The following is a 24,854-nucleotide window of genomic DNA, read 5'->3' on the forward strand; positions in this document are numbered from 1 at the left end:
TTACCAACGTCTGTGTCCGGGAACGTATTTAAAAATACTCTCAGCCGCGATGTTCCGGGCAGTACACTCTTTTCAGCTCGCACCGAACGCTATGCGCATGCCCGATGACGTCCTCATCGCCTTCGACGGGTCGCCGCTTTCCGAGCGTGCGCTGACGTACGCCATCGAGACCTTCCCGGACGCAACCCTCACCGCGATGTACGTCATCGATCCGATCGATTCGATTATCGACGTGGAGGCGGGCGGCTTACCGGTCGCTGAGGACTGGTACGACGATGCTCGGGAGCACGCAGCCGACATCCAGACAGCCGCCACGGAGATCGCGGCGGAACGCGACGTCGACCTCGCTACCGTCACGGAAGTCGGCAGACCCGCCCGAACGATTCTCGAGTACGCCGACGACCACGGCGTCGATCAGATCGTCATGGGCAGTCACGGTCGTTCGGGGATTGACCGAGCGCTCCTCGGAAGTGTCGCCGAGACAGTCACCCGCCGAGCACGGATCCCGGTGACGATCGTCGGGTGAGATCGGATGGCCACCGTTACGGAAAATCGGTTCTGTCGAAACTCCCCGCTGGTGAGAGGGTTCGGCAGTCGTGCTGAATACACCGTGTAAATCGGCCAGTAAACCCACATCGCATTCCGAGCGGTCAGACTCACGTACAACTCGGCATAAAGGGGAGCCTCAAATCGGACCTCAGTCGTTGCAATCAGCCGAGAGGAGCTGATCGGCTCCCTGTACTCTACTGCCTACGACCGTCGGCACGCTTTTGCTTGGTTGAAATTATCGGAATCATACGTCCAGTCACCATGATCGATGAACTCTTCGACCTGGTTTTCCATGCGGTATTCGAATTTCTCCCCGATGCAGTGCTGAGAATCATACTTCTGCTGCTTGGTGTTGTGACGACGATGATCGGCGTGATGACCGTTGGCGAGTCAACACGACTCGGTGGTATACTGATCGCCGTCGGTGTGTTGCTAGTGGCCGGTGCTCTAGCGTTGTGGTGCCGGTAGCCGCAGTATACAGCGCGTACTTTCCGTCTGTTCTAAAGGATTTCAACGAGGTCAGAAGATCGCTATCTGTGAGTCTCTGCGTCGCCGAGCAATTCAACTCGAATCGCGTCGAGTAGACCCTCTCCAAGCGAGTAACCCCCGGCAAACTATACTCGCTGCCCTCCGATACTCCGGACATGCGGTCCACTGACCCCTCTCGTCGTAGACTCCTCCAACTGACTGGGACGACCGCCCTCGGCGCGCTCGCGGGCTGTACCGGTCAGGTTCCAAGTACCGACGACGGCGGGGGGAGTGAAGTGGCGCCCCGCTCGACGGTCACGGACGAGCCGGATACCGTCGTTCCCCTCACCGCGTCGTCAGAAACCATTCGGCCAGCACCCGGCACGTCGACGTCCAACTGGGTGTACGAGGGTCAATTCCCGGGGCCGGAGCTACGCGTTCAGGAAGGGGACGTGCTCAGCGTCGAACTGACGAACGACCTCCAAGCGGAGACGACGATTCACTGGCACGGAGTCCCCGTCCCGAATCCGGTCGACGGAGTGCCGAACGTGACGCAAGACCCGGTCGCTCCCGGCGAGACGTTCACGTACACGTTCCGTGCCGAACCCGCCGGGACGTATTTTTACCACAGCCACGTCGGACTCCAACTTGACCGCGGATTGCTCGGACCGCTGATCGTCGAAGAACGCGACCCACACGTCGAGTACGACCGCGAGTACGTCGTGATCGTCGACGATTACCTCCCCGGAGAGCCGGAACTTCCCTCGGACGGGGCAATGGGCGGCAGTGGCGGCAGTGGCGGAGTGGGTGGCGGAGGGATGATGGGGGACATCCGGCCGCCGTACGGGGGACTCCTGCTCAACGGTCGACTCCCTGAGAATCCCCAGACGTTCGGCGTGACGGAAGGCGAGCGGGTTCGCTTCCGATTCGTGAACGCCGGCAGCGCGACGGTCTTCGGTGTGCGGATCGCCGGCCACGAGATGACGGTGACGCACACCGACGGGCGCCCCGTCGAACCCGTTTCCGTCGACTCGTTCGTCTTCGGTGCCGGTGAGCGCTACGACGCCGTGGTCGAGGCGACGAATCCGGGCACGTGGACCGTTCAAGCGGATGCGCTCGACGGGAACGAACCACCGGCCAGGGCTGTCGTCGAGTACGAGTCCTCCGACGGAGGGAGCCCACAGCGCCCGTCGCCGGCCACGAACCGACTGCAGTATCGGAACTTGCGATCGGTCTCCTCGCTCGACGGGGTGAGCGGAGAACCGGATCGAACGTTCGATCTGACGCTCTCCCGTGGCAGGAGCCAGTCTTACACGTGGACGATAGACGGGCAGGCCTATCCGGACGCCGATCCGCTCCAGATTCGGTCCGGGGAACACGTCCGCATACGGATGATCAACCAGAGCCCAGTCGTTCACCCGATGCACCTTCACGGCCACTTCTTCCAGGTCGGCAACGCGATCAAAGACACGGTCATCGTCCCCGGACACAGGGGGCGGGTGGCGATCGATTTCCACGCGGACAACCCCGGTCGGTGGTTGTTCCACTGTCACAACCTGTACCATCTCGACGCGGGGATGGCGCGTGTCGTGAGATACGTCGAGTGATCTGGTCGGAAACCCGGTTTCGGACCGTTCATGCCGTGGTTCGTGTGCTCGCGGTCCTCTTCGGGAACACCGATTGAGTGCCAACCCGCCGAATTCGAGCCGGATGAACGATCTCGTCTCTGAAAAACGTTTAAAACAGTCTATAAACGTTCTCGAACGATCTCCTGCACGGATTCACACCCATGTCCATAACCCCTGAGCCGCTCTACGAGTAACCGAGGAGAAGACCAATGACCAACTACAACAACCTCGGTCGGTGGCTGCTCGTGGCGCTCGCGATCGTCGGACTCGCGTTCGCCGCGCCCGCGGTGAGCGCACACGGCGACGACGCGACCGCTGACGATGCGCCCCCGTACGACGAGACCGACGACGACTGGGCGGCCTGGATGGAGGCGCAGATGACCGAACACATGGGCCCCGGTAGCGTCGAGTGGATGGAGTCGCACGCGGGCGTGACCGTCGACGAGATGCCCCGGGACATGGCTGACGACGAGTACGGCGGCGGGATGTACGGGCAGGGCCACTGCTGACGGCCCTGACCGTTTCGATCGCACCAACTGACCACCTCGCTCACCGACCCAAGACAATGACGCAACTCACTACTCACACCGGACGCACTGCTCGTCGACTCGCGATACTCGCCGTCCCGCTGCTGGTCGCGGCGACCGGAACGGCCGCTGCCCACGGCGGCGGGAGCTACGGCGGCGGTATGATGGGCGGAAACGGCTGGGGCCTCTTCGGCGGAGCGATGGGCCTCTGGGGACTCCTCTGGATGGGACTTCTCATCGCCGTCCCCCTCTACGTCGTCTATGCGCTCCTCAACCGAGGATCTGGCGGGAACGACGAGCAGTCGTTGTCGGTTCTCCGGGAGCGCTACGCTCGTGGCGACATCACGGACGAAGAGTTCGAAACCCGACGCGAGACGCTCGAGCGATCGGAGTGACCTCCTCGGACCCACTTCCCAGCCAAGGGAGTGGCTGAGAGAGGGGCACGCTTGTTCCTTGGCTACATCGAACCGAGATTGAGATGGCTCTCAGCGGACGAAGAACGCACGAGTCACCCGACCAGCGGTCGTTCTCTGGCCGGCACAACTCGCACTAGACCAAATATATTCGGTAAAAAAGTCTTAGTGCTGTATGTCTATTTCAATCTGTTGAAGTGTGTCGATGTCTTATCATCAAACCGCCATGAATATTCGAAAAAACGGGGATGGAGACGTCCCTGTGTACAAAATCGATCTGAACGAGGTCCCCGACCAGTCGATGAGTTATCTAGTGGTCAGAGGCATTGCAGACCTGACTGAGCGAGACCCAGCCGAGCTCGAACCCCTGTGGGACAGCGTGGACCCGGAAGCGATAGACGCGTTCGTAGCTCGCGCGAACGAGTGCTCGACCTCGTATCACCTTGCGTTCCAGTATCAGGGCTACACGGTCGAAATCGTCGAGAACCGCTGGCTCCAGTTTACCGAAAACGAAGAGCCGCTTTCCTCGGCGAGTGCGTAGCCGCGAACTCGTCCACTCTTTGGCGTCTCCCGATCGTGAGATACTCACCACGTACTGACCGGTCTACACCGAACTGACCGCTAGTCGGACGAGCGATTTGCCGACCAGGACGCACAGAGACCGCCGTATAGAGACATCGGTCTATTTCGGATCACATCGGCCTCCACGTTGAAGCACTCGCGGAGTCAACCACTCGGTCATGGACGACGAATCCCGAAGCTCATCCGACGAGACTGACCACACGCACCACGGTGAGAACGCACATCGCGGGTGCGACGAGTCGCACGCTGAGAGGCCGGGTGAGAAATCGATCTCGCAAGCGGAGGCTGAGCCTCCGCCTCCCGACGGAGCGGACCACGGTGCACACAGTCAGCACGAGGGCCACGACGGCCCCAATGGACACGACGGCCACGACGGCCACGACGGCCACGACGGCCACGGTGGTATGCACGCGGGCCACGAGCAGCTGTTCCGTCGGCGCTTCTTCGTTTCGACGGCGCTGTCGATCCCCGTCCTCTTGTACAGCGAAACGCTGCAGGAGTGGCTCGGATTCTCCGTTCCGGCGTTCCCGGGCAGCGAGTGGATTAATCCGGTGTTCGCCGTCGTCGTCTTCGCCTACGGTGGGGTTCCGTTCCTCCGGATGGCGGTGCCGGAACTGAACGACCGGGCCCCGGGGATGATGACGCTGATCTCGATGGCGATCAGCGTCGCGTTCGTCTACAGCCTCGCCAGCGTGTTCTTCCCGACGCAATCTGCGTTCTTCTGGGAGCTCGTGACGCTGATCGACATCATGTTGCTGGGCCACTGGATCGAGATGCGGTCGGTGCGGCGGGCGTCGAGCGCGGTCGACGAGCTGGCGAAGTTGATGCCCGATACCGCCGAACGGATCATCGAGGACGGCGACAGCGCGGGACGCAGTCCCGCGGACGGTCGGACGCAGTCCGGTGACACCGAGGAGGTCCCGGTGAGCGAACTCTCGGAGGGCGACCTCGTGCTCGTCCGACCGGGCGCGAGCGTGCCGGCCGACGGCGTCGTCGAGGCGGGTGATTCGGACGTCGAGGAGTCGATGATCACCGGCGAGTCGAAACCGGTCTCGAAGGAACCCGGCGACGAGGTCATCGGCGGGACGATCAACGGCGACGGCAGTCTCCGCGTGCGCGTCGGGGCGACGGGCGAGGAGACGACGCTCGCGGGGATCATGCGACTGGTCGAGGAAGCCCAGCAGAGCAAGTCGAAGACCCAAGTGCTGGCGGACCGCGCGGCGGGGTGGCTGTTCTACGTCGCCGTCGCGGCGGCGGGCGTGACGGCGATCGCGTGGACGGTCGCGATATCGTTCAACGCGACGGTCATCGAGCGCGTCGTCACGGTTCTCGTCATTGCCTGCCCGCACGCGCTCGGGCTCGCAATCCCGCTGGTCGTCGCGATCAACACCTCGCTGGCGGCACGCAACGGGATGCTCGTTCGCGACCGGATCGCGATGGAGGAGGCGCGGAACCTGGACGCCATCATCTTCGACAAGACGGGGACGCTCACCGAAGGCGAGCACGGCGTCGTCGATATGGCGACCGTCGACGGCGTCGCCGAGGACGCCGCGCTCGCGCTGGCGGCGGCCGTCGAGAGCGACTCCGAACACATGATCGCCCGAGCGATCCGCGAAGCAGCCGAGGAGCGAGACCTGACCGTGCCTGACGCGACCGGCTTCGAGGCGATCAAAGGCCGGGGCGTCCGCGCGACCGTCGACGTCTCCGGCTTCGCCGGCGGCCCGTTGGACGAGTCCGGCGGCGGCGACGAGGTGTACGTCGGCGGGCCAAACCTGTTGACACAGCTCGATCGCGAGGTCCCCGACCACCTCCGGCAGTTCGCTGACGAGGCCGGCCAGAACGCACACACCGTGGTGTACCTCGTCCGCGAGGGGGAGTTGGTCGCCGCGTTTGCGATGGCCGACGTGGTCCGCGAGGAGAGCTACCGCGTCGTCGACGCCCTGCACGACCTGGGTATCGAGGTGGCGATGCTGACCGGTGACTCCCGAGACGTCGCCGCCGCCGTCGCCGACGAATTGGGCATCGACACGGTGTTCGCGGAGGTCCTCCCGGAGGATAAAGACAAAAAGGTCCAAGAACTCCAGGACCAGGGCAAGCTCGTCGGAATGGTCGGCGACGGCGTGAACGATGCGCCGGCGCTGACGCGAGCGGACGTCGGTATCGCTATCGGGAGCGGCACCGACGTCGCGGTGCAGTCGGCGGACGTCATCCTCGTTCAGAACAACCCGATGGACGTGGTTCGGCTCGTGAAACTGAGCAAGGCGAGCTACCGGAAGATGCAGGAGAACATCGTCTGGGCGGCGGGGTACAACGTCTTCGCGATTCCGCTTGCAGCGGGCGTCTTAGCACCGATCGGGATTCTGCTGTCGCCCGCTATCGGTGCGCTCTTGATGTCGTTGAGCACGGTGATCGTCGCGGTCAACGCGCAACTGCTCCGGCGCGTGGATCTCTCCCTTCCGGACCGTCCGGAAGCGACACCGCGGAATGTCGACGGGTGACCGGGCGAGCGCCCGGCCGCCCCCCAAGCGCGATCGATAGCGAGGACTACGGCGGGGTCGTGGATCCGACGGCGTACCCCCACTCTTCGAGTACGCCGACGACGTCATCGGTGCGCTGGAGACCGACCAAGAGGGCCGCTTCGCGGAGGTCGGCCTTGCGAACGCTCTCGCCGAGCCGATCCTCGATCGCGATTTTCTGCGTCCGCTGCACTTCGAGCGTGCGCTCTTGTAAGTGGAGCTGAACCGTCTGCGTCCGCCCGTCGGTAATGCTGTTGCGGCGGAGAATCCACGGAATCGCCGCCGACGTCGCTTCCGTCGTGGCCTCCCGGTCTTCGGCGGGGTCCGGAGCGTCCGCGTCCCCCGGACGTGCGTCCACATCTGCGGAACGCTCCGCCGACGGTGAGGTGTCCGTGTCGTCGTCTGCCGTCGCCGACTCGGTCGCTTCCGTGTCCGTCTCGGTGTCCCAGCCGTTGACGGTCCCCTCTTTGAACCCCCCCATCAGACGGTCACCTCCTCGGGCTCGTCGAGTGCTCCGGGTTCGGGCGGCGACGGCGCCGTTAGCCCGCCTTGCGTCTCCAGGAACCGCGCGATCCGATCGAACTCCGCGAGCGTGTCGACTTCGTACTCCCGACGCGTGTTTCGGTGGCTCCGGACGAACTCGAACGCGCTGCACTGCTGCCGCCAGCAGCCCTCCATCATCGACGTCCGATCGCCGATCACCTCGGGCACCTCGAAGGGGACGTCGCCGACGATTTCGGTCTGATCTTTCGTCCCCTTGAACCCGATCGGGATCGCCCCCAACACGCCGACCTCGATGTTGAGCTGCGCCGCGAAGTTCGTCGCGAGTTCCTCGAGCCCCTCGACGGAGGCTTCGCCCTTCGCGGAGGGCTCGAAGGGGATCAACAGATTTCTCGTCGCGTAGATAGCGTTATACAGGTGATCGGACTCGGTCGCCGGCGGGTCACAGATGAGCACGTCGTAGCGCTCGGGCACGTCGTTTTCCGCCAGCACGCGGCGGAGCTGCGCGTAGATGTTGTAGGCGTCGCCGAAATCCTCGGCTCGGCTCTTCTCGCGCGCCAAGTGGTCCGAGAGATCCGACAGCGTGTTGTGCTCCGGGATGATGTCGATCCCTTCGGCGGTTCGGATCAGCGCGTCGAACTCGCCGGCCGGATTGTCGACGAGATGTCGGACCAGACTGTCGGCGGACGAGTCTCCGCGATCCTCGTCGACGTCGAAGAGCCGGCTCAAGTTCCCGTCTTGCGGATCGAGCGGAACGACGAGGACGTCGAGTCCGGCCCGTGCGTGTGCGCGAGCGACGTTTGCCGTGAGCGACGTCTTCCCCACACCGCCGGCTTCGCTGTACACCGTGTACGAGAGCATACCAGTGATCTTAGACACAGATCACATAAACGTATGTCAGACACATGTCTCAGACAGATACATTAGAAACATGCCTATGTTAGTTGTCTGGGAAAGGCATCTAAGATAGTTGCCTAAGAACATCGCCCAAGAGAGTTGTAAAAGACAGTCGACTAAGACACGTAGATAAGGCAGAACCACACGGAACTCGGCAAAGATAGCTACCTACGATTGCCGTGTCTGCTTGTTACCCGTGGTGCACGACTGCGTAATACGTCTAAGAACCACATCTAAGAAACAAATCTCAGATTAGTATATAAGATAGAAGTCTTAGAATTTTATGAAGCAGCTTGGTGAAACGCATCCGTGACGTCGTGCTGTATCTGGACGTATCTCTCGTCGAAGCAGTTCCAGACTCAGATGAGCGGACGCAATCGTCAGAACGAGACGGTCGATTCGTCCTCCGCCTCGGCTCCGAACGCCGTCCCACCACGGTCGTCGTAGTATTTGCGTCCGATGAATGTCTCATCGAGATTACCGACGATAGAGGCGTAAAGCGCATCCGAGGACAGGTACCGCTCCTCTCCGACCGGGTCTAAGATCTCTCGAATAGTCACCGATTCACCAGATGGAGATGTTATTTTAATGACACCAATCTTGTCAATTACCGTTTCGTGTGTCACTGGGAACTCAAGCAACTCGTCGACGATCCGCTCTGTATCTGAATAATCCATATCGATTTCTGGGAACTGAGGTCCCGGGTTCTACGGTACTGCGTGCACGACGAACCGAAATCAACCCCAATAATTTTCAGAAAATGTGTGTATTTGATTATCTGAGTTACAGGTATCGGAGTCAGTTCGCCTCCACCGACGTGAAACCCGTCCCGGGGTATCGTGCGCGTTCGATGCCCTCTGTAGGGCTCTATAGCGCTCTGTACCGGTTTGAAGTAACGACTATACTGGTCCCACCCGCATGAGGAGTCGTGACTCAACACAGCGGGCAGCCAGAGTATCGGATCGCGTTCGTCTGTGTCCAAAACGCTGGACGGAGCCAGATGGCGGCCGCGTTCGCCGAGCGCGAGCGCGACCGCCGCGACGCGGGCGATCGAATCGAGGTCATCACCGGCGGGACGCGGCCCGCCGACCACGTCCACGACGTCGTCGTCGAGGCGATGGGGGAGTTGGACGTCGACCTCGGCGACCGAACGCCGCGAGAAGTGACGCCCGAGGAGCTACAGGCGGTCGATCTCGTCGTCACGATGGGGTGTTCGGCGTCAGACGTGTGTCCGGCGACGTGGAACGGCGAGAACCGCGACTGGGGCCTCGACGATCCTCACGAGCGTCCGATCGAGGAGGTTCGCGAGATCCGCGACGAGATCGAAGAACGAGTCGTCGCGCTGTTCGACGAACTCCTGTCGGAGACGCCGTCCGCGGAGTGACCCGATCGGCAGGGTCGTCAGTCGGCGCCGCACCTCTCGAACGCCGCTAACAGCAGCCGTCGTCGTCGACGCCGCAGACGCTACCGTAGTCGATCCCGGTTCGATCACCGATCGCGTCGTTACACTGCATCACCATCGTGGTGAACGCGAACTCCGATGACGACGCTTTCGCCGCCGCGAGCTCCTCGCCGAGCGCCGCGGCGGCTGCAACAACCTCGTCGTCGGTGGCTCGGTCTTCGCCACCGTTCTGACCGGAAGCGCTCAACAGCACCCACCTCCGGTCGACCGCGCGAACTCCTCGCCGATCTCGTCGCTCACGACGTCGTTCGTTCGCTGGAGGAGATCGACCAGCTCGCTTTGAGCGGCCTGCTGACGTTGGACCGTCTCGTTGGTCGACAGCTCCGTCTGGAGCTCTTTTAACTCTGCCATCACCGACTCGTCGAAACCGCCGCGCTGCATCTGCCGTTGCTTCTGTTCGTACTCTCGGAGGAGCGCCATCGCGTCGGCGTCCTCCTGTAGCGCCTCGTCGGCCGCGACGAACCGCTGGTACGTCTCCGATTCGCCGAGGGCGTCGAGGAACTCGCGGAGCGCGGCCTCGACGTTCGCCTCGGTGTCGCCGTCGACGGCCGCACTCGTGTTGCTCTCGGCGACATCGTCCGCGTCCTGCGCGTCGCTCACGAGGGCGTCACCTCCGGGGCCTCCGTCTCGGCGACGTCCGCGAGCCCGGTGATCGCCTCGCCGAAGGCACTGAGCTCGTCGAGCCCGATCGGTTCGTCTTGGCGGAGCGGCGCCAACATCAACGGCGCGTCGAACCGGTCGCGGATCTCGTCGAGGTACTGCGCCTGTTGGGCGCGTCGGTTCGCGAAGAAGGCGTTGTCGCCGTACTCCTCGGGGAGGAGGTAGTTGGCGACGACCAGCGAGGTCTCGATGCCGACCTGGTCTTCGAGGTCGGCGGCGGCCCGATACGCCTCCATCATGGGCGTGTACTCGGGGTACATCACGAACGCGAACGTGCTCTGTTCGGGGTCTTTCATCGTCTCGATGACCGCGTCGTACTGGTCGCCCTTCGCGGGGGCGGCGCCTTTCGTCAGCGAACCGAGGTCCATGAACCCCTTCCAGTCGGAGGGGAGTTCGAGCAGGCGGAGCGTGTGGCCCGTGGGGGCCGTATCGAAGACGACGACGTCGTAGCCGTCCTCGTCGAAGTAGCTCACGAACTTCTCTAAGGCGGCCATCTCCTCGGCACAGGGCGACTCCAGCTCCTCTTCGACGTTCGCGATCGCGGCGTCGACGTCGATCTGCGTGTCCTCTTTGTCCTCGTACATCTCGGTGACGTGGTCGAGGACCTGCTCGCGGTACTCCTCGAGCGCTTTTTCCTGGTCGATCCGCGCCGCGTCGAGGTTCTCTTGGCCGACCGACGTGGGCTCGTGGCCCACGGGCTCGCCGAAGATGTCCTCTAAGTGCGCGGCCGGGTCGGTCGTGACCACGAGCGTCTCGTGGCCCGCCTCGGCGAGCTTCGTCGCCGCCGTCGAGGCGACCGTGCTCTTGCCGACGCCGCCCTTGCCGGTGAAGAAGAGATACCGCGTCTCCTCGCCCGGTGTGAGTTGGTCGACGACCGCGTCGGGATCCGTCATCGCGTCGAAGTCGATCGCGCCGTCGCCGTCCACGTCGGTCGCCGCACCGACGTCGACGGTCGCCTCCGCGCCGTCGTAGAGGACACCGCCCACGTCCGCGAGCAGGTCGAGCCCGGCGATCTCGCCGGGCTGGAGCGGGTACGTCGCCATCGCGTCCGCGTCGAACTCCTCGCTGGCCCGCTCGATAACGGCCTGTTCGTCCGCGCGTTTCCCCTCGAAGAAGGGGTCTTCACACACCGACTCGGGGAGGTAGCCGTTGACGATCAGCAGCTGCGATTCGATCCCGAGGTCGGCGAGGTCGCTCGCGCTGCGTTCGATCTCGTCGATCGAGGAGTCCTCGGGCTTGCCGACGAACGCGAAGGAGGTGCGCTCGGCGTCCTGCAGCGTGTCGATCGCGCGCTCGTAGTCCCGTTTTTTGTCCTCCATCGACGCCGCGGGTCCGATGCAGGTCGAGCCGCCCTTCTCGAGTTCGGCGTTCCAGTCGGAGGGGAGTTCCATCAGCCGGATCGTGTGGCCCGTCGGCGCCGTGTCGAAGACGACGGCGTCGTACTCGGGGCTGTCCATGAAGTCGACGAAGTTGTCGAAGGCGGCGATCTCCTCGACGCAGGGGCTGTTGAGCTGCTCTTCGACCGTCTGGATCTCCTCGTCGCCGAGCAGTTCGCGCATCGGCTCGATCGTCTCCTGTCGGTACTCCTCGGCGGCGGCGTCGGGATCGATCTCGATCGCCGAGAGGTTCGCGATGTCGTCGATCGCGGTGACCTCGTGACCGATGTCCTGGCCGAAGATGTCCGAGAGGTTCGGCGCGGGGTCGGTGGTCACAAGCAGCGTCTCGTAGTCGTTGTCGGCGAGCCACGTCGCGGTCGCACAGCTCACCGTGCTCTTGCCGACGCCGCCCTTCCCGCTGAAAAAGACGAACTCGGTTTCCTCGCCGCTCGGTTCGACAATCTCGCGTGCGCTCGTTTTCGAGTCCGTCGGCCGTTCTGTCTGTGACATTCGTTAGGCCTCCTGCGCGGTGGCGCTCTCGTCGATAGCCGCGGTCAGTTCGTCGTACGAGAGGTACTCCCCCTCGGCGACGATCTCGCCGTCGACGACCGTGATGGGGAGAATCGACGGGCCGTCCTCCTGAACGCGGTCGTAGATCCGCTGCGTTTCGAGGAACTGGTCGATGTTGTGCTGCATGTTCGCCCGGTTCACCTCCAGGTCGTCGAACGCGTCTTCGAGCTGGTCGAGCGCCGCGCTGACCGCGACGAGCTCGTCGTCGGGATCGGGACCGCAGACGCCGGTGGAACAACACATCGCCTCTTCGTACAGGGTGAGTTCAGTCATTGTGTGTGGTGTCGGATCGTTTCTGATCGTCTGAAACGCCGTTCACAGCGAGGTGTACCGTCCGCGCACTCCACTGCGACCGATTCAATTGAACAAATTCTCAAATAATCATAAATCCATCGATCGCGGTTGTCGCTCTGATCACGTCCGAGCGAATCGCCCGAACTATTCGTAAGGCTCATTTTGCCCACTGTAGTGCTCTTCTCCGCAATATGGGCCGTTAGGTAGATATGCCACCTTGGCTGAATAGTTGCTAAATTATCTCCGTGCTCGCGAGCTGGATATCGGCACACGGTCCATAACGCTTAATCTCGGAACCGCTCAATCGTTCCGTATGTCATCGACTGATCGCCTGCGTCGGTACGTCGCCGACGAGTGCGGGTCCTGTACCGACGAGGACCTGTCCGAGCGACTGGCGGAACTGGAAGAACTGACCGGCTCCTCGGGCGAAACCGATCTCGAGAGCGACATCGAACTGCTGTCGGCGCTCGGCAACGAGACGCGGTACAAGATCGTCCGGACGCTCCACGCGGCCGGCGACGAACTGTGCGTGTGCGAGCTCTCACCGCTGCTGGACGTGAGCGACAGCGCGATCAGCCACGCCCTCTCGAAGCTCACCGACGCCGGTCTCGTCACGCGTCGGAAGGAAGGCAAGTGGCGAATGTACCGCGCCACGCCGCGCGCCAACGCCGTGCTCGTCGCGCTCGACGGCTCCCGGTCGCTGTGAGTCGTGCGGGCGGTCGCGTGCCGTCGTCCCGGCGCCGCGGCCGAGCCGCGAACCGCCGCTCGCTCGCCGACTGACGACGACAGAACGGCTGAATCCCGTTCTAAGACGACGCAGGCTCGGTCTCCGCGAGTTCGATCCGCCCTTGCAGTTCGCGTTTCGACGTCGGGCTGATCGTGATGTCCGATTGATCGAGCCGGTCTTTGACATTCCGTGCGTATGTCGATCGAACGCGGAAGATGTCTCGGTGTCGCGGGTCGTCGATCCAGTAGTGAACGCGGACGAGGACCGCGTCGCTGCCGAACTCGTCGACGTACGCTCTCGGCGCCGGGTCGGCCAGCACGCCGCGGATCTCGCTCGCCGCTGCCTGGAGGTGATCGAGCGCCTCGCCGATGTCGTCGTCGTACGCGATCCCGACGTGGTCCACGACTCGATACCGTCCGCGCCCGTACGGACGAGCGACGGTATCGCTGGTGAGCGTCGTGTTCGGGACGGTCACGAGCGTTCCGTCGGGCGCAGTGACACGGGTGACGCGAAGCGTGATCGATCGGATCTCGCCTTCCCCATCCGACCACTCGATGTAGTCTCCGATGTTGAACTCGGGGTCGCCTACGAGCACTAGGCCGCTAACGATCGAGCCGATGACGGTCTGGGCGGCGACGCCGACGGCGAGCGTGCCGGCGGCGACGACGAGCGCGGAGTTACCCACCAACTGGCCGTACCCGGCGACGGCCGCCCCGACCACGACCGCGACGAGGAGCACCAACAGCCGAACGTACCGGGAGATCGCCTCTTGGATCGTCGGATTGTTTCGATTGCGACGCCGGATACCGCGGCTGATCGCGGGCTCGGCGACGTACCACCCGATGAAGAAGACGACGGCGAAGCTGACGAAAAACCAACCGATATCAACGAGGTAGGGCCAGAGGTCGACGATCTCTCCGGGACCGACGTCCGGATCGAGCGCTACGGTCTGGAGGGCGATCGCGGCCGGGCGTGGCATCATACGGCGTGTACACACACGCCTCGCACAAAATCCCGCGGACCGCAGTGGCCGCTTCGCGCCGATCGGTCGGCCGGACGATCAGGCTAAGTCGGCGGGGGGCGACGCCCCGGACATGGTGCTCGTACTCTCCACGGAGGAGGTCGACCGAAGCCTCGATCTGGCGGGACTCGTCGACGTGGTGGACGACGCGTTACTCAAACAGGCCGCCGGCGAAGTCGAACGACCGCATCGGCCGCACTTCCCGGTCGGTGCGGGCCTCGACGGCGACGAGCCCGTCGGAACCGGGATCGCGATGCCGGCGTACGTCCACGGCGCGGACCACTACGCGACGAAGCTCGTCGGCGTTCACGAGGGGAACGCGGAGCGAGGCCTCCCGACGATCAACGCTCAGATCGCGCTTACGGAGGCTCAGACGGGTCTCCCGAAGGCGTTCATGGCGGGGACGACGATCACGAACGCCCGGACCGGCTGTATCGGGGCGGTCTCGGTCCGGGAGTTGGCTCCGGAGACGGGCGACGAGGGTCTCACGCTCGGAGTCGTGGGTGCGGGCGCGCAGGCGCGCTGGCAGACTCGGGCGATCGCGACCGTCGCGACGCTCGCGGACGTTCGGATCCACTCGCCGAGCGACTCGCGGAAGACGTGCGCGGCGGACCTGAGCGAGGAGGGGATTCCGGCGCGCGCGGTCGACACGCCCAGAGCAGCCGTCGAGGGTGCCGACGTGGTCGTGACCGCGACGACCGCGACCGAGCCCGTCTTCCCGCCCGACGCGCTCGCCGCGGGGAGCCTCGTCGTCGCCGTCGGCGCGTTCACGGCGGAGATGCAGGAGCTCGATCCCCGCGTCTTCGAGCGCGCCGAGCGGACGTTCGCAGACGTCCCCGAGGAGGCCGCCGAGACCGGCGATCTCCTCGCGAGCGACCTCGACGCGGACGACCTGATCGAACTCGGCGTCCCCCTCGCGAACGGGTACGCCCGGGAGTCACCCGACGGGGTGCTAGTGGTCGTGAGCGTCGGGTCCGCGACGCTGGACGCCGCGGCGAGCGAGACGGTCTACCGGCGGGCGGTCGAGGCGGGGGACGGCACTGAGGTCCCGCTCTAGCTCGGTCGCCGCGACGGGCGGACCGCGCTCGACGGTCGTCGGAACCGGAACGGATATGTGGATCGATCGGGATGGTATGCGATCGTCGAATAGTTCGCCGATTTAGATGTGTATCTTGGCTAATTTAAGGACAACTGGTTGAACATTCGGCGATTTTCGTCGCCGATCCGACCATGGTCGCCATGACATTTATATAGTACTATGTGAGACCCGAAACTGGAATGTCATCCGATATCACTGGACGTGTGAACCGTCGAACGCTTTTAACTGTTGTCGGAGGGAGCGGGATCGCCGGACTCTCGGGCTGTGTGGGCTTCGGCGGCGACGGGGAGGGCGGCGACGGCGGAGACGGAAGCGGGAGCGACGACGGGGACGGAAGCGGGAGTGACGACGGGAACGGCGGGAGCGACGACGGCGGGCCGGACACGATCGTCTTCGGACAGCCGGGAGCACAGACCGGCTCGTTCGACTTCCTCCAGCCCGGCGTCTCGCAGGCGGCCGACGCCGCGGTCCGCCACATCAACGAGGCCGGCGGCCCGCTCGGCGCGGAGCTGGAGCTGGTTCGCCGGGACACCGCGGTCGATCCCCAGGAAGCGCGGACCGTCACGACCCAGTTGGTCGAAAACGACGACGCCGCGGCGATCGTCGGCCTCTTCTCCAGTGAGATCAACCCGCTGTGGGATTTCCTCCAGGACCTCCAGACGCCGGTCGTCACGCCGTGGCCGGGATCGACGTTCCTCGACACCCGAGGCGGCGACAAGGGGACCCCCGACGACGTGAGCGACGACGAGTGGGTGTGGCGGACGGTCGTCGGCGACACCGTTCACACCGGCGGGAGCGCCGTCTACGCGCTCGAAGAAGGGTTCGAGACGCTCGGGATCATCAACGGGAACACCGAGGGCGAGCGCAGCTACGTCGACGGGTTCCTCTCCGTCTACGAGGAGAACGGCGGTACCGTCGCCGAGCGAGTGGAGGTCGAGCTGGGGAGTTCGAGCTACCAGTCCGCGCTCAGCCGGCTCTTCGACGCCGAGTTCGACGCCTTCCTCGTCAGCATGCCGCAGGAGTCGGCGATCACGGCCCTCAGCGACTGGTCCGACGGCGGCTACGGCCGTCAGCCCATTCTCTCGGACACCTTGGCACAGCAGGCGGTGATCGATCAGGTCGGCAGCGACCTCCACGGCGCGTGGGCCGCCTCGCCCGGACGTTCTGGCCCGAGCTACGACACGTTCGAGAGCATTTACCTCGAAGAGGGCGACGCGGAGATCAACGGCTGGACGCCGCCGTCGTGGGACGCCGTCCAGGTGACCGCGCTGGCGATCGAACGCGCCGGCGAGGCGACCCCCGAGGCGATCCAGCGCAACCTCGGTCCCGTGAGCCGCGGCGAGGGAACGACCGTCAGCACCTTCGCCGAGGGGAAGGAGGCGCTCGCCAACGGCGAGGAGATCACCTACGAGGGCGCGGCGACGCCCGTCGACTTCACCGAACACGGCAACGTCTTCGGGAGCGTCACGATCAGCACCGCCGAGGAGGGGGGCTTCGTCGAGACGACCGAAGTCCCGGCCGAAGACGTCCGCGAGTACGTCGCGGAAGGCGAATACTGAACCGATGGGTCTCCTTCAGGAGCTCATCTTCGGGTTGGTAACCGGGTCGTACATCGCGATCGCCGCGATCGGGTTCACGCTGATCTACGGGATCGTGAACATGATCAACTTCGCGTACGGCGAGTACCTCACCCTGGGCGCGTTCATCGGCTTCCTCGCCGCGAACGCCCTTCCCGGCCCGCTCCCGGTCGCGGTCGTCGCTGCGATGATCGGCGGCGGGATCGTCAGCATCGTCCTGGCCAGGGGCTTTTTCACCCCGATAAACAACACCGGGCCGGTGCCGATGCTGTTGACGTCGATCGGACTCGGCATCGCACTCCGGAACGCGATTCGGCTCGTCGGCGGACGGAGCGCCCGCTACTTCGAGACGGAGACGTCGACGTTTCGGTTCGACGCGATACCCGACCTCGCAGTTGGGCCCGTCGACCTCCTCGGCGGCGTCTTCGTCACCTCAGAACACCTGATCGTGATCGGCTCGGCGGTGGCGGTCTTCGTCGCGATCCACGCGCTCCTGACACGGACCGACGTGGGGATCGCGATGCGCGCGATGGGCGACGACGAGAGTCTGGCGCGCGTTCGCGGCATCGACACGCAGCTGATCCGCGACAGCGTCTGGGTGCTCGCCGGTGTCCTCGCCGGGCTCGCTGGCGTGCTCATGGCCGTCCAGACGAACGTCAGCGCCGACACCGGGTTCAGCCACATCCTGCAGATACTCTCGGCCGCCATCCTCGGCGGGGCGGGAAGCCCCTACGGCGCGATCCTCGGGGCATACGTCATCGGCATCGTGTTGGCGGTCTCGACGGCGTTCCTCCCCTCGTCGATGACCGGGCTGTCGTCGGCGGCAGCGTTCGTGATCCTGATCGCCGTGCTGCTCGTCAAACCGAGCGGGATCGCCGGAACGGAGGTGCGTGAGGCGTGAGCGTTCTCGACCGCCTCCCGTCCGGACACGGCGACCGAGCCCTGATAGCGGGGGTCGTCTGCCTGCTCGTCGGGGCGCTGTTCGCGTTGACGCCGCTTCGCGTCCAGCTTCCGAGCGCGTTCTACGTCTTCGTCGAGGTCGGGATCCTGTTCGTGATCTACGGGATACTCGTGCTCGGGCTCGACCTCCAGTACGGCCACACCGGCCTGGTCAACTTCGGCCACGTCGTCTTCTTCGCGGTCGGCGCGTACGCGACCGCGATGCTGTCGGCACAGGACACGTTCGCGGGGATCGGCTTGGGGTACCCGTGGCCGCTGGGGCTCGCCGTCGGCGTGATCGCGGCCGCGATCCTCGGAGCGGCCGTGAGCCTCACGTCCATTCGGCTCCGCGGCGACTTCCTCGCGATCGTGACGCTCGCGACCGCCGAGATATTCCACTCGGTCTTCGTCAACTTCGAGGACATCTTCGGCGGTAACGTCGGGATACTCGGCGTGCCGCGGCCGATCGCCGCGCTCGTCGCCGACGGCGACACCCGATTGGTCGCCACCCTGCTCGTACTGGGCGGGATCACCCTCCTGACGTTCACGGTCGTCACTCGCCTCACTCACGCGCCGTACGGGCGCGTCCTCCGGGCGATCCGGGCCGACGAGCTCGTGACGCGCTCGGTGGGCAAATCGACGATAACCTACAAGACGCAGGCGTTCGTCTACGGCGCGGCGCTCGCCGGCCTCGCCGGCGGACTGTTCGCGCTGTACAACGGTGCGGTCGCGCCCGGCTTCTTCACCATCCAGGTGACGGTCACCATCTGGATCGGGATGTTACTCGGCGGCGCGGCGAACCACCGGGCGGTGCTCGCCGGCCTGGCGATCATCATGGGGCTCCGGCTCGTCTCCCGGTTCGCGCTGGACGTGACGCCGGTCTCTAGCGACGTGTTCGCCTCGGCCCGTCTCATCGTCGTCGGACTGATCCTCGTCGCGGTGATCCGCTATCGCCCCGCCGGGATCTGGGGCGACGCGCAGGAGCTGGGGGTGGACCAATGAGCCTCCTCTCCGCGGAGGGACTCGTCAAGGAGTTCGGCGGCTTGCGGGCGATAGACGAGCTTTCGGTGTCGATCGACGACGGAGAGCTCGTCGGCGTGATGGGGCCCAACGGGGCCGGCAAATCGACGTTCTTCAACTGCGTCAGCGGGGTGATCCCGCCCGACGACGGGACCGTCACTCTCAAAGGGACCGACGTGACGGGCGATTCCCCCGAGTCGCTGGCGCACCGCGGGCTGGTGCGGACCTTCCAGAACACCCGCGAGCTGGAGACGATGACCGTCCGCGACAACGTCCGGCTCGCTGCACCGGACCAGCCGGGCGAACGGACGCTTCCCGCGCTGCTCCGTAGCGGCTCGATGACGGAGCGGGAGGCGGCCGTCCGAGAACGGGCCGACGAGCTGATCGAGATGTTCGAACTAGACCACCTCGCCGACGAGTACAGCAGCAACCTCTCCGGCGGCCAGCGGAAGCTGCTCGAACTCGCGCGCACGCTGATGCTCGACCCCGACGTGCTCATGCTCGACGAGCCGTTCGCGGGCGTCAACCCGACGCTGACCCGCGAGATCGCCGATCACGTTCGGGATCTCAACGCGGACGGGATGACGGTCGTGATCATCGAACACGAGCTCGAGACGCTGACCGAGCTCGTCGACCGGTTGGTCGTCCTCCAGCAGGGACGGCTGCTCGTCGAGGGCGACCCGGAGGTGGTGCTCGAAGACGAGCGCGTTATCGAGGCGTATCTCGGAGGTGACGCCGAATGAGCCTGCTCGATATCGTCGACCTCGACGCGGGGTACGGCGACCTCCAGGTCCTCTCCGGTGTCGACATCCACGTCGACGACGGCGAGTACGTCACGATCGTCGGCCCCAACGGCGCGGGCAAGTCGACGGTGATGAAGACGATCGTCGGGATCGCGACGTGTCTCGGCGGGTCGATCGAGTACCAAGGGACGGATATCTCCGGGTTGTCCCCGGAGGAGGTCGTCCGCGAGCGGATCGGCTACGTTCCGCAGACGAACAACGTCTTCCCGACGCTGACCGTCGAGGAGAACCTCCGGCTCGGCGCGTACGTGCTCGATGAGATGCCGGAAGACCGGAAGCGCGACGTGTACGATCGCTTCCCGGCGCTCGCCGATCGAACGGACGAGGACGCCGGCTCACTCTCGGGGGGTCAACAGCAGATGCTCGCGATGGGATGCGCGCTGATGCTCGATCCCGACGTGTTGCTCTTAGACGAGCCCAGCGCGGGGCTCGCGCCCGACCTCGTCGACGACATGTTCGACCGGGTCGACGAGATCAACGACGCCGGCACCACGATCCTCATGGTCGAGCAGAACGCGAAGGAGGCGCTGCGACGCTGTGACCGCGGGTACGTGCTCGCCAACGGCCGGAACCGCTACGAGGACGACGGCGACGCCCTCCTCGGCGACGAGGAGGTCCGCCGGGAGTTCCTCGGCGGGTAGCGGTTCGGCCGCGGATCAGGATCGTCGTCGCGACTACCGCCCGTCATCCGCATTTTTTGCGCTGTTAGGGGTCCGCGTCGACGAGCCCGATGTACGGACGGCCGACCGGATGGCTCAGGGACAGCCACTCGACCTCCCGACCGCCGATCGATCCCGGGGTGTGGTCGTCGACATCGAGAATTCGATCGCCGTCGCGTTCCTCGGCGTTGCGTCCCTCGTCGCCGTATTCCGCATCGCCTAAGAGGTACGCGACGGGTCGCGGGCCGAACGCCGCGAGCCTGTCGGCGAGCAGGCCGTCGCCGCGGGGCTCCGCGAGCACGACAGGGAGCTCGGGGAACGACGCGGTCACGGCGTCTAGATCGTCGCTCTCGCCGATCGTCGGATCGCTCGCGTCGAAGGCGGTCTCGAACCGCTCGATCGCGGCGTCGAGGTCGGCGACGCCGAGCACGATCGTATCGACCCCGACGATCGACGACGACGCCAGGTCGCCGGTCGGCTGAACCCGGCGTTCTCGGGGGGTTCGGTCGCTGATGAGGAACGGGAGCGTCGAGCCCGGGTCGCCCTCGCCGAGGTACGTGAGGTCCCACTCGACGAGCGTGCCGTCCTCTCGCGTCCGCTCGTACCCCGAGGGGCCGTCGACGCGGACGCCGCGGTCGCGGAGGTCGGCGCTCGCGGCCTCGATGTCGTCGACGCGAACCGCCCACGCGCACGGGCCGCCGTCCTCGCGGATGGGACCGTCCCACCACGGCGACTCGGCGCCCGGCGCTACCGTCGAGATGAGTTCGATGTAGCTTCCGTCCCGGAATCCGACGATCGCCATGTGCGTGACGCCGTTCGAGTGCCGGCCGCCGTACTCGACCGGGAAGCCGGCCTCGCTGAACGCGTCGACGAGTCGGTCCAGGTCCCGCCCCGCGACCGTGACGTGATCGATGCGGAGATCCATACCGAGAGGCCGGAAGCGACCGCCAAATACGTTCCGCCGGAGCCGCCGCGGGTGCCCCCTGAGAGTGACCTCGACGCCGATCGAGCCACCGAACCAGAAGATAAACTGACACGTACCGCATATCTATACGTACCGCCGTCGAATCTGGCGTCGCATACAGCAATGGTCTCTCTCAGTCGATTCTCCGAGTTCGTCACTCGGCAGCGAGTCGGGCTGGTTCTGGGACCGTCGCTGTTCGCCGGCGTGCTCCTGGCTTCACCGTTCGACATCTCTGCGTCCGCAACTGCGGCGCTCGCGTGCACCCTCTGGATCGCGGCTTGGTGGGTGACTGAGGCGCTCCCGATTCCGGCCACGAGCCTCCTTCCGATCGTGCTCTTTCCGCTGACCGGCGTCGTCGAGACCTCGGCGGCGACGGCGCCGTACGCCGACCCGGTGGTGTTTCTGTTATTAGGAGGGTTCCTCCTCGCGCTCGGGATCGAACGCTGGGGGCTCCACAGGCGGATCGCGCTCGCGGTCGTGAGTCTCGTCGGAGTTCGAGCCGACCGGCTCCTGCTCGGGTTCATGGTGGCGACCGCCTTCCTCTCGATGTGGATCTCGAACTCGGCGACGGCGATGTTGATGGTGCCGATCGGGATCGCGGTGATCGTCTCTGTCGGGGCCGTCGACGGACAGGATCATGACCGAGATAACGCGGGTATCGAGGCGGCGGATCTCGTCGCGGGGGTTCGTACGGACCCGGACGAACGACCGGTAGCAGACTTCGGGCTCGCACTGATGCTCGGTATCGCGTACAGCGCGTCGATCGGTGGTGCGGCAACGCTGATCGGCAGTCCCCCGAACGCCGTCTTCGCGGGCGTGGCAGAGGCGCGTCTGGACGTGGAAATCACGTTTCTCGACTGGCTCGTGTTCGCGGGGCCGCTCTCGCTGGTGTTCCTGTTCGTCACGTGGCTGCTGCTGGTGACACTTCTTCGACCGGAGATCCCCCTCGATCAGGGGGCCGACGCCGTGCTTCGAACACACCGCGAGGAGCTCGGAGCGGTCTCTCGCGGCGAACGGCGGATGGCGGTCGTCTTCGCGCTCGTCGCTGCCGGATGGCTGCTCCGACCGTTCGTCCTCCAGCCGCTGTTCCCGGCTATCACCGATACGGTCGTCGCCATCGTCGGCGGCGTGCTCCTGTTCGTCGTCCCGGTCGACTACGAACACCGCGAGTTCCTGCTGGACTGGAGCGACACGACGCGCCTGCCGTGGGGCGTCCTCCTCCTCCTCGGGGCCGGGTTCTCACTGGCGAACGGGTTTCAGGAGAGCGGGCTCGACGCGGCTATCGCACAGGGGTTGGCCGGTGTCGCGGGCGTTCCGGTGTACGTTCTCGTCCTCGTAGTCGCGACGGTCGTCGTGTTCCTGACGGAGGTCACGTCGAACACGGCGACGGCGACGGTGTTCATGCCGATCATGATCAGCCTCGGACTGACCCTCAGCGTGTCGCCGCTCGTGCTGATGGCGACCGCCGCGCTCGCGGCCTCGATGGCGTTTATGCTCCCGGTGGCGACGCCCCCGAACGCGGTCGTCTTCGGCAGCGGCTACGTGACGATTCCCCAGATGTCGCGCATCGGCCTGTGGTTGAATCTACTCGGGATCGTCGCCGTCGTGGTACTCACGTATCTCTGGCTTCCGATCGCGTTCGCCTTCGTCGGGTAGGCTGCGGCGTAGTAATGTGCGGCGTAGTACTGTTTTTATTATTCGGGTGAAAATCAACACAAGTTTCGTGGCCTGGGCCTACATGGGTATATGGAATACGAGATCGAGGGTACCGAATCGGTGAGTACAGCCGTCGTCCGTGCCGTAAGTGCCGTTGACGGTCGGAAATCCGTAGATCTCCCACCGCTAGCGCGTGTCCTCAACCCGGAGGCGCTGGACGCGCTCTTCGACTCGCACGCCGACGGCAGACCGCGAACCGGCGGTCGTCTCTCGTTCATCTATAGCTTCTGTCGCGTGACCGTCGACAACGGCGAGTTTCTCACCATTGAGCCGCTCGAAAACCACCCGCGGGCCGCCAGCGATCGAGCGGCCGGCTGCACTGACTGATGACGACACTCGACTGCGAGTTCGCCGTGCGCGCGGCTACTGATGGGGATCGCGAGCAGCTATCAGCCCTTGGGCCATGAGCCGTCGAGCGATCACGACGAGCCCGTTGCCGAACCCCTCGCCGAAGATGGCTTGCTCCTCTCTGGTGCCGGGGATGATCGAACTCACCAGGATCGCCGAGCGGTCGACCAGTAACAGGCGGCCGATCGCCGTCTCGTCGTCAGTCGTGTTTTCGCCGCGCAACCACTCAAGTCCGGAGACGAACGTCGTCGCGTCCGGCACGGCCGCCTGAATCTGTTTCTGGAGCGACTTCGTCAACGCGCCGATAACCAATTCGACACCGGAACCGAGTTCGTTGAGTGTCTCGACGAGGTCCTCCGTCAAGAGCGAGTCGTCGCCGATGACGAGCACGACCTCTTCCGCGGCCTTCTGGACGAGCTGATCCGTTCTGTTTTCGATTGCGCCCCGGCCGGCCATCGCCCACACCTGCTGGACCGGAGAGCCATCGTCATCGTCGACGACGTCGACGCGATCGAGAGCGTTGTGCAGCCGATCGACGCGCTCCTCGTACTGATCGCGAAGCGTTTCGGTCGCCTCCGCGAGCGGGACCGCGCGAAATTGCTGGGGACTCGAATGTTGGATCTCGACCAGCCCCTGCGCCTCGAGGACCCGTATCGCGTCGTACACCCGTGTCCGGGGAACCTCAGTCACTTCGCTCAGCCGCTTTGCGGTTCCCGTCGTGAGGCGAGTCAATCCGACGAAACATCGGGCCTCATATTCTTTCAAGCCGAGTTGCTGGAGGACCTCGATCGCTTCCTCCACGTGTTCTGGTGTATCCATGTGTCCCAACCTCCCGGGAACTCCCGGGAATTCCCTGATGGTTTCCCCCCGAGACGGATAGGTATTGTCACTCTAGACATAACGGCGCGGACCGATCGAATAGCAGACTGGCGCCTCGGAGACGTGCTCTGCAATTGAGGGGCTGCGATCTGACTCACTTGTACTTTTCCTAGTGACGACAGTATTACGGGCATTTTGTAGTGCGTCAAGCCGGTTGACAAGCAATATCTGAAAATCACCCGTTTAATCACAACCGATATTGTGCTGGGCCACGACGACTCACTCGCACGCAGGTCAGTTCTGTGTCCCAACCACCGTACTGCTGCGTGCCAGCCCGGCCACGTCATCGCGGGGTGGCCGGGCTCATACTCGCTGCAACCAGTCGAACCGGTAGCTGTCGATCCTTCTATATCTTATATCTCATTTTTAAATATAGTTTATATATCCGGTACTTTGGAACGCAGATCGCTGTCACCCGATCGTCGGTGACTGAGGACGGATAGCTGACCGACGGCTAATCAGGGATCGGATCTCGGCAACGTCGCGAGCGATGAGCCTGTGAGATGACCGGACGGCGAGCGGACTCGTTCGTTCGACGCCGACATTCCCGAAACGAGTTGATCGCCATATTAGCGCTTTAACTACCGGTTTTACCGTAAAGAGATCACGGGCCGCAACGAGATTCCCCCGATCTCTGGGCCTCCGATCGCTGGGAGCGA

27 protein-coding genes are annotated in these 24,854 nt (G+C 64.6%); 17 read left to right on the forward strand and 10 right to left on the reverse strand.

The features are described 5' to 3' along the window. Window positions 1-97 precede the first annotated feature (97 nt). The 7 genes from C461_RS00435 to C461_RS00465 all read left to right on the forward strand — a co-directional run bounded on the left by C461_RS00435 (window position 98) and on the right by C461_RS00465 (window position 6,665). On the forward strand, window positions 98-526 hold the full coding sequence (locus tag C461_RS00435) for a universal stress protein (protein WP_007997627.1): 429 nt from the start codon (window positions 98-100) through the stop codon (window positions 524-526). Between the two features lie 284 nt (window positions 527-810). Continuing rightward, on the forward strand, window positions 811-1,017 hold the full coding sequence (locus C461_RS00440; protein ID WP_007997628.1) for a hypothetical protein: 207 nt from the start codon (window positions 811-813) through the stop codon (window positions 1,015-1,017). Window positions 1,018-1,193: 176 nt separating this feature from the next. Beyond that, window positions 1,194-2,624: a multicopper oxidase family protein gene (locus tag C461_RS00445; RefSeq protein WP_049906134.1), complete on the forward strand. Its 1,431-nt coding sequence runs from the start codon at window positions 1,194-1,196 to the stop codon at window positions 2,622-2,624. A gap of 230 nt (window positions 2,625-2,854) precedes the next feature. Then, a complete protein-coding gene (locus tag C461_RS00450; RefSeq protein WP_007997630.1) occupies window positions 2,855-3,154 on the forward strand; it encodes a hypothetical protein in 300 nt (99 codons plus the stop codon). A gap of 56 nt (window positions 3,155-3,210) precedes the next feature. After that, window positions 3,211-3,567, forward strand: coding sequence for an SHOCT domain-containing protein (locus C461_RS00455; protein WP_007997631.1), 357 nt, complete (start codon window positions 3,211-3,213; stop codon window positions 3,565-3,567). A 280-nt stretch (window positions 3,568-3,847) separates the two neighbouring features. Next, window positions 3,848-4,126 carry a HalOD1 output domain-containing protein gene (locus tag C461_RS00460; protein WP_007997633.1) on the forward strand — a complete coding sequence of 93 codons (279 nt, stop codon included), beginning with the start codon at window positions 3,848-3,850 and terminating at the stop codon, window positions 4,124-4,126. Between the two features lie 199 nt (window positions 4,127-4,325). Beyond that, window positions 4,326-6,665, forward strand: a complete 2,340-nt coding sequence (locus tag C461_RS00465) for a heavy metal translocating P-type ATPase (RefSeq protein WP_049906136.1) — start codon at window positions 4,326-4,328, stop codon at window positions 6,663-6,665. A 46-nt stretch (window positions 6,666-6,711) separates the two neighbouring features. On the opposite strand, the gene C461_RS00470 is transcribed toward C461_RS00465, so the two are convergent. From C461_RS00470 to C461_RS00480, 3 genes are all read right to left on the reverse strand, one after another. Next, a complete protein-coding gene (locus C461_RS00470) occupies window positions 6,712-7,164 on the reverse strand; it encodes a hypothetical protein (RefSeq protein WP_007997638.1) in 453 nt (150 codons plus the stop codon). Then, entirely contained in the window at window positions 7,164-8,045 is an 882-nt protein-coding gene (locus C461_RS00475; RefSeq protein WP_007997639.1) for a ParA family protein, read from the reverse strand. Before C461_RS00475 ends, C461_RS00470 begins: the two co-directional genes overlap by 1 nt. A 416-nt stretch (window positions 8,046-8,461) precedes the next feature. Continuing rightward, window positions 8,462-8,758: a DUF5789 family protein gene (locus tag C461_RS00480; protein ID WP_007997641.1), complete on the reverse strand. Its 297-nt coding sequence runs from the start codon at window positions 8,756-8,758 to the stop codon at window positions 8,462-8,464. A 284-nt stretch (window positions 8,759-9,042) separates the two neighbouring features. Here C461_RS00480 and C461_RS00485 point away from each other — a divergent pair, with 284 nt between their 5' ends. After that, window positions 9,043-9,465, forward strand: coding sequence for an arsenate reductase/protein-tyrosine-phosphatase family protein (locus C461_RS00485; RefSeq protein WP_275039105.1), 423 nt, complete (start codon window positions 9,043-9,045; stop codon window positions 9,463-9,465). A 46-nt stretch (window positions 9,466-9,511) separates the two neighbouring features. On the opposite strand, the gene hcsS is transcribed toward C461_RS00485, so the two are convergent. The 4 genes from hcsS to arsD are packed head-to-tail and all read right to left on the reverse strand — an operon-like array spanning window position 9,512 to window position 12,422. Continuing rightward, entirely contained in the window at window positions 9,512-9,736 is a 225-nt protein-coding gene (gene hcsS, locus C461_RS00490) for a halo-CC-star protein HcsS (RefSeq protein ID WP_007997645.1), read from the reverse strand. Continuing rightward, window positions 9,727-10,143 (reverse strand): halo-CC-star protein HcsL, encoded by a 417-nt coding sequence (gene hcsL / locus C461_RS00495; RefSeq protein WP_007997647.1) that lies wholly within the window; start codon window positions 10,141-10,143, stop codon window positions 9,727-9,729. Before hcsL ends, hcsS begins: the two co-directional genes overlap by 10 nt. Then, complete coding sequence (gene arsA, locus C461_RS00500) at window positions 10,140-12,089, reverse strand: arsenical pump-driving ATPase (RefSeq protein WP_007997649.1); 1,950 nt, start codon at window positions 12,087-12,089, stop codon at window positions 10,140-10,142. Before arsA ends, hcsL begins: the two co-directional genes overlap by 4 nt. A gap of 3 nt (window positions 12,090-12,092) precedes the next feature. Continuing rightward, window positions 12,093-12,422, reverse strand: coding sequence for an arsenite efflux transporter metallochaperone ArsD (gene arsD, locus C461_RS00505; protein ID WP_007997651.1), 330 nt, complete (start codon window positions 12,420-12,422; stop codon window positions 12,093-12,095). A 334-nt stretch (window positions 12,423-12,756) separates the two neighbouring features. On the opposite strand from arsD, the gene C461_RS00510 reads away from it, so the two are divergent. Beyond that, complete coding sequence (locus tag C461_RS00510; protein WP_007997653.1) at window positions 12,757-13,149, forward strand: ArsR/SmtB family transcription factor; 393 nt, start codon at window positions 12,757-12,759, stop codon at window positions 13,147-13,149. Window positions 13,150-13,249: 100 nt separating this feature from the next. On the opposite strand, the gene C461_RS00515 is transcribed toward C461_RS00510, so the two are convergent. Next, window positions 13,250-14,152, reverse strand: a complete 903-nt coding sequence (locus C461_RS00515) for a mechanosensitive ion channel family protein (RefSeq protein WP_152418272.1) — start codon at window positions 14,150-14,152, stop codon at window positions 13,250-13,252. Window positions 14,153-14,264: 112 nt separating this feature from the next. Between C461_RS00515 and C461_RS00520 the strand changes: the two genes are divergently transcribed. The 6 genes from C461_RS00520 (at window position 14,265) to C461_RS00545 (ending at window position 20,270) form a co-directional block, all read left to right on the forward strand. Beyond that, window positions 14,265-15,248, forward strand: a complete 984-nt coding sequence (locus C461_RS00520) for an ornithine cyclodeaminase family protein (protein ID WP_007997657.1) — start codon at window positions 14,265-14,267, stop codon at window positions 15,246-15,248. Window positions 15,249-15,469: 221 nt separating this feature from the next. After that, window positions 15,470-16,849 carry an ABC transporter substrate-binding protein gene (locus tag C461_RS00525; protein ID WP_080506227.1) on the forward strand — a complete coding sequence of 460 codons (1,380 nt, stop codon included), beginning with the start codon at window positions 15,470-15,472 and terminating at the stop codon, window positions 16,847-16,849. A gap of 4 nt (window positions 16,850-16,853) precedes the next feature. Then, window positions 16,854-17,768, forward strand: coding sequence for a branched-chain amino acid ABC transporter permease (locus tag C461_RS00530; RefSeq protein WP_007997661.1), 915 nt, complete (start codon window positions 16,854-16,856; stop codon window positions 17,766-17,768). Further along, entirely contained in the window at window positions 17,765-18,808 is a 1,044-nt protein-coding gene (locus C461_RS00535) for a branched-chain amino acid ABC transporter permease (RefSeq protein WP_007997663.1), read from the forward strand. Before C461_RS00530 ends, C461_RS00535 begins: the two co-directional genes overlap by 4 nt. Beyond that, window positions 18,805-19,569, forward strand: a complete 765-nt coding sequence (locus C461_RS00540) for an ABC transporter ATP-binding protein (protein ID WP_007997665.1) — start codon at window positions 18,805-18,807, stop codon at window positions 19,567-19,569. Before C461_RS00535 ends, C461_RS00540 begins: the two co-directional genes overlap by 4 nt. Continuing rightward, window positions 19,566-20,270, forward strand: a complete 705-nt coding sequence (locus tag C461_RS00545; protein WP_007997668.1) for an ABC transporter ATP-binding protein — start codon at window positions 19,566-19,568, stop codon at window positions 20,268-20,270. Before C461_RS00540 ends, C461_RS00545 begins: the two co-directional genes overlap by 4 nt. 64 nt (window positions 20,271-20,334) lie before the next feature. On the opposite strand, the gene C461_RS00550 is transcribed toward C461_RS00545, so the two are convergent. Continuing rightward, entirely contained in the window at window positions 20,335-21,213 is an 879-nt protein-coding gene (locus C461_RS00550) for a VOC family protein (protein ID WP_007997670.1), read from the reverse strand. Window positions 21,214-21,375: 162 nt separating this feature from the next. Between C461_RS00550 and C461_RS00555 the strand changes: the two genes are divergently transcribed. Together C461_RS00555 and C461_RS00560 are read left to right on the forward strand one after the other, a co-directional pair. After that, on the forward strand, window positions 21,376-22,908 hold the full coding sequence (locus tag C461_RS00555) for an SLC13 family permease (protein WP_007997672.1): 1,533 nt from the start codon (window positions 21,376-21,378) through the stop codon (window positions 22,906-22,908). A 90-nt stretch (window positions 22,909-22,998) separates the two neighbouring features. Continuing rightward, the gene (locus tag C461_RS00560; protein WP_007997674.1) at window positions 22,999-23,295 is read left to right on the forward strand and encodes a HalOD1 output domain-containing protein; all 297 of its coding nucleotides are present in this window, start codon (window positions 22,999-23,001) and stop codon (window positions 23,293-23,295) included. 36 nt (window positions 23,296-23,331) lie between these two features. Here the strand turns inward: C461_RS00560 and C461_RS00565 are convergent, their stop codons facing one another. Then, the gene (locus C461_RS00565) at window positions 23,332-24,135 is read right to left on the reverse strand and encodes a TrmB family transcriptional regulator (protein WP_049906139.1); all 804 of its coding nucleotides are present in this window, start codon (window positions 24,133-24,135) and stop codon (window positions 23,332-23,334) included. Window positions 24,136-24,854 lie beyond the last annotated feature (719 nt).

The organism is Halorubrum aidingense JCM 13560 (genome assembly GCF_000336995.1).
GTDB lineage: Archaea > Halobacteriota > Halobacteria > Halobacteriales > Haloferacaceae > Halorubrum > Halorubrum aidingense.

Excerpts from the sequence above, each read along its gene's own strand:
- C461_RS00555 (WP_007997672.1), top strand. The coding sequence starts at position 21,376 with ATGGTCTCTCTCAGTCGATTCTCCGAGTTCGTCACTCGGCAGCGAGTC.
- C461_RS00540 (WP_007997665.1), top strand. The coding sequence starts at position 18,805 with ATGAGCCTCCTCTCCGCGGAGGGACTCGTCAAGGAGTTCGGCGGCTTG.
- C461_RS00435 (WP_007997627.1), top strand. The coding sequence starts at position 98 with ATGCCCGATGACGTCCTCATCGCCTTCGACGGGTCGCCGCTTTCCGAG.
- C461_RS00525 (WP_080506227.1), top strand. The coding sequence starts at position 15,470 with ATGTCATCCGATATCACTGGACGTGTGAACCGTCGAACGCTTTTAACT.
- C461_RS00550 (WP_007997670.1), bottom strand. The coding sequence starts at position 21,213 with ATGGATCTCCGCATCGATCACGTCACGGTCGCGGGGCGGGACCTGGAC.
- C461_RS00565 (WP_049906139.1), bottom strand. The coding sequence starts at position 24,135 with ATGGATACACCAGAACACGTGGAGGAAGCGATCGAGGTCCTCCAGCAA.
- C461_RS00520 (WP_007997657.1), top strand. The coding sequence starts at position 14,265 with ATGGTGCTCGTACTCTCCACGGAGGAGGTCGACCGAAGCCTCGATCTG.
- C461_RS00545 (WP_007997668.1), top strand. The coding sequence starts at position 19,566 with ATGAGCCTGCTCGATATCGTCGACCTCGACGCGGGGTACGGCGACCTC.
- C461_RS00470 (WP_007997638.1), bottom strand. The coding sequence starts at position 7,164 with ATGGGGGGGTTCAAAGAGGGGACCGTCAACGGCTGGGACACCGAGACG.
- C461_RS00475 (WP_007997639.1), bottom strand. The coding sequence starts at position 8,045 with ATGCTCTCGTACACGGTGTACAGCGAAGCCGGCGGTGTGGGGAAGACG.
- C461_RS00465 (WP_049906136.1), top strand. The coding sequence starts at position 4,326 with ATGGACGACGAATCCCGAAGCTCATCCGACGAGACTGACCACACGCAC.
- arsD (WP_007997651.1), bottom strand. The coding sequence starts at position 12,422 with ATGACTGAACTCACCCTGTACGAAGAGGCGATGTGTTGTTCCACCGGC.
- C461_RS00515 (WP_152418272.1), bottom strand. The coding sequence starts at position 14,152 with ATGATGCCACGCCCGGCCGCGATCGCCCTCCAGACCGTAGCGCTCGAT.
- arsA (WP_007997649.1), bottom strand. The coding sequence starts at position 12,089 with ATGTCACAGACAGAACGGCCGACGGACTCGAAAACGAGCGCACGCGAG.
- C461_RS00455 (WP_007997631.1), top strand. The coding sequence starts at position 3,211 with ATGACGCAACTCACTACTCACACCGGACGCACTGCTCGTCGACTCGCG.
- C461_RS00530 (WP_007997661.1), top strand. The coding sequence starts at position 16,854 with ATGGGTCTCCTTCAGGAGCTCATCTTCGGGTTGGTAACCGGGTCGTAC.
- C461_RS00445 (WP_049906134.1), top strand. The coding sequence starts at position 1,194 with ATGCGGTCCACTGACCCCTCTCGTCGTAGACTCCTCCAACTGACTGGG.
- C461_RS00450 (WP_007997630.1), top strand. The coding sequence starts at position 2,855 with ATGACCAACTACAACAACCTCGGTCGGTGGCTGCTCGTGGCGCTCGCG.
- C461_RS00560 (WP_007997674.1), top strand. The coding sequence starts at position 22,999 with ATGGAATACGAGATCGAGGGTACCGAATCGGTGAGTACAGCCGTCGTC.
- C461_RS00480 (WP_007997641.1), bottom strand. The coding sequence starts at position 8,758 with ATGGATTATTCAGATACAGAGCGGATCGTCGACGAGTTGCTTGAGTTC.
- C461_RS00440 (WP_007997628.1), top strand. The coding sequence starts at position 811 with ATGATCGATGAACTCTTCGACCTGGTTTTCCATGCGGTATTCGAATTT.
- C461_RS00510 (WP_007997653.1), top strand. The coding sequence starts at position 12,757 with ATGTCATCGACTGATCGCCTGCGTCGGTACGTCGCCGACGAGTGCGGG.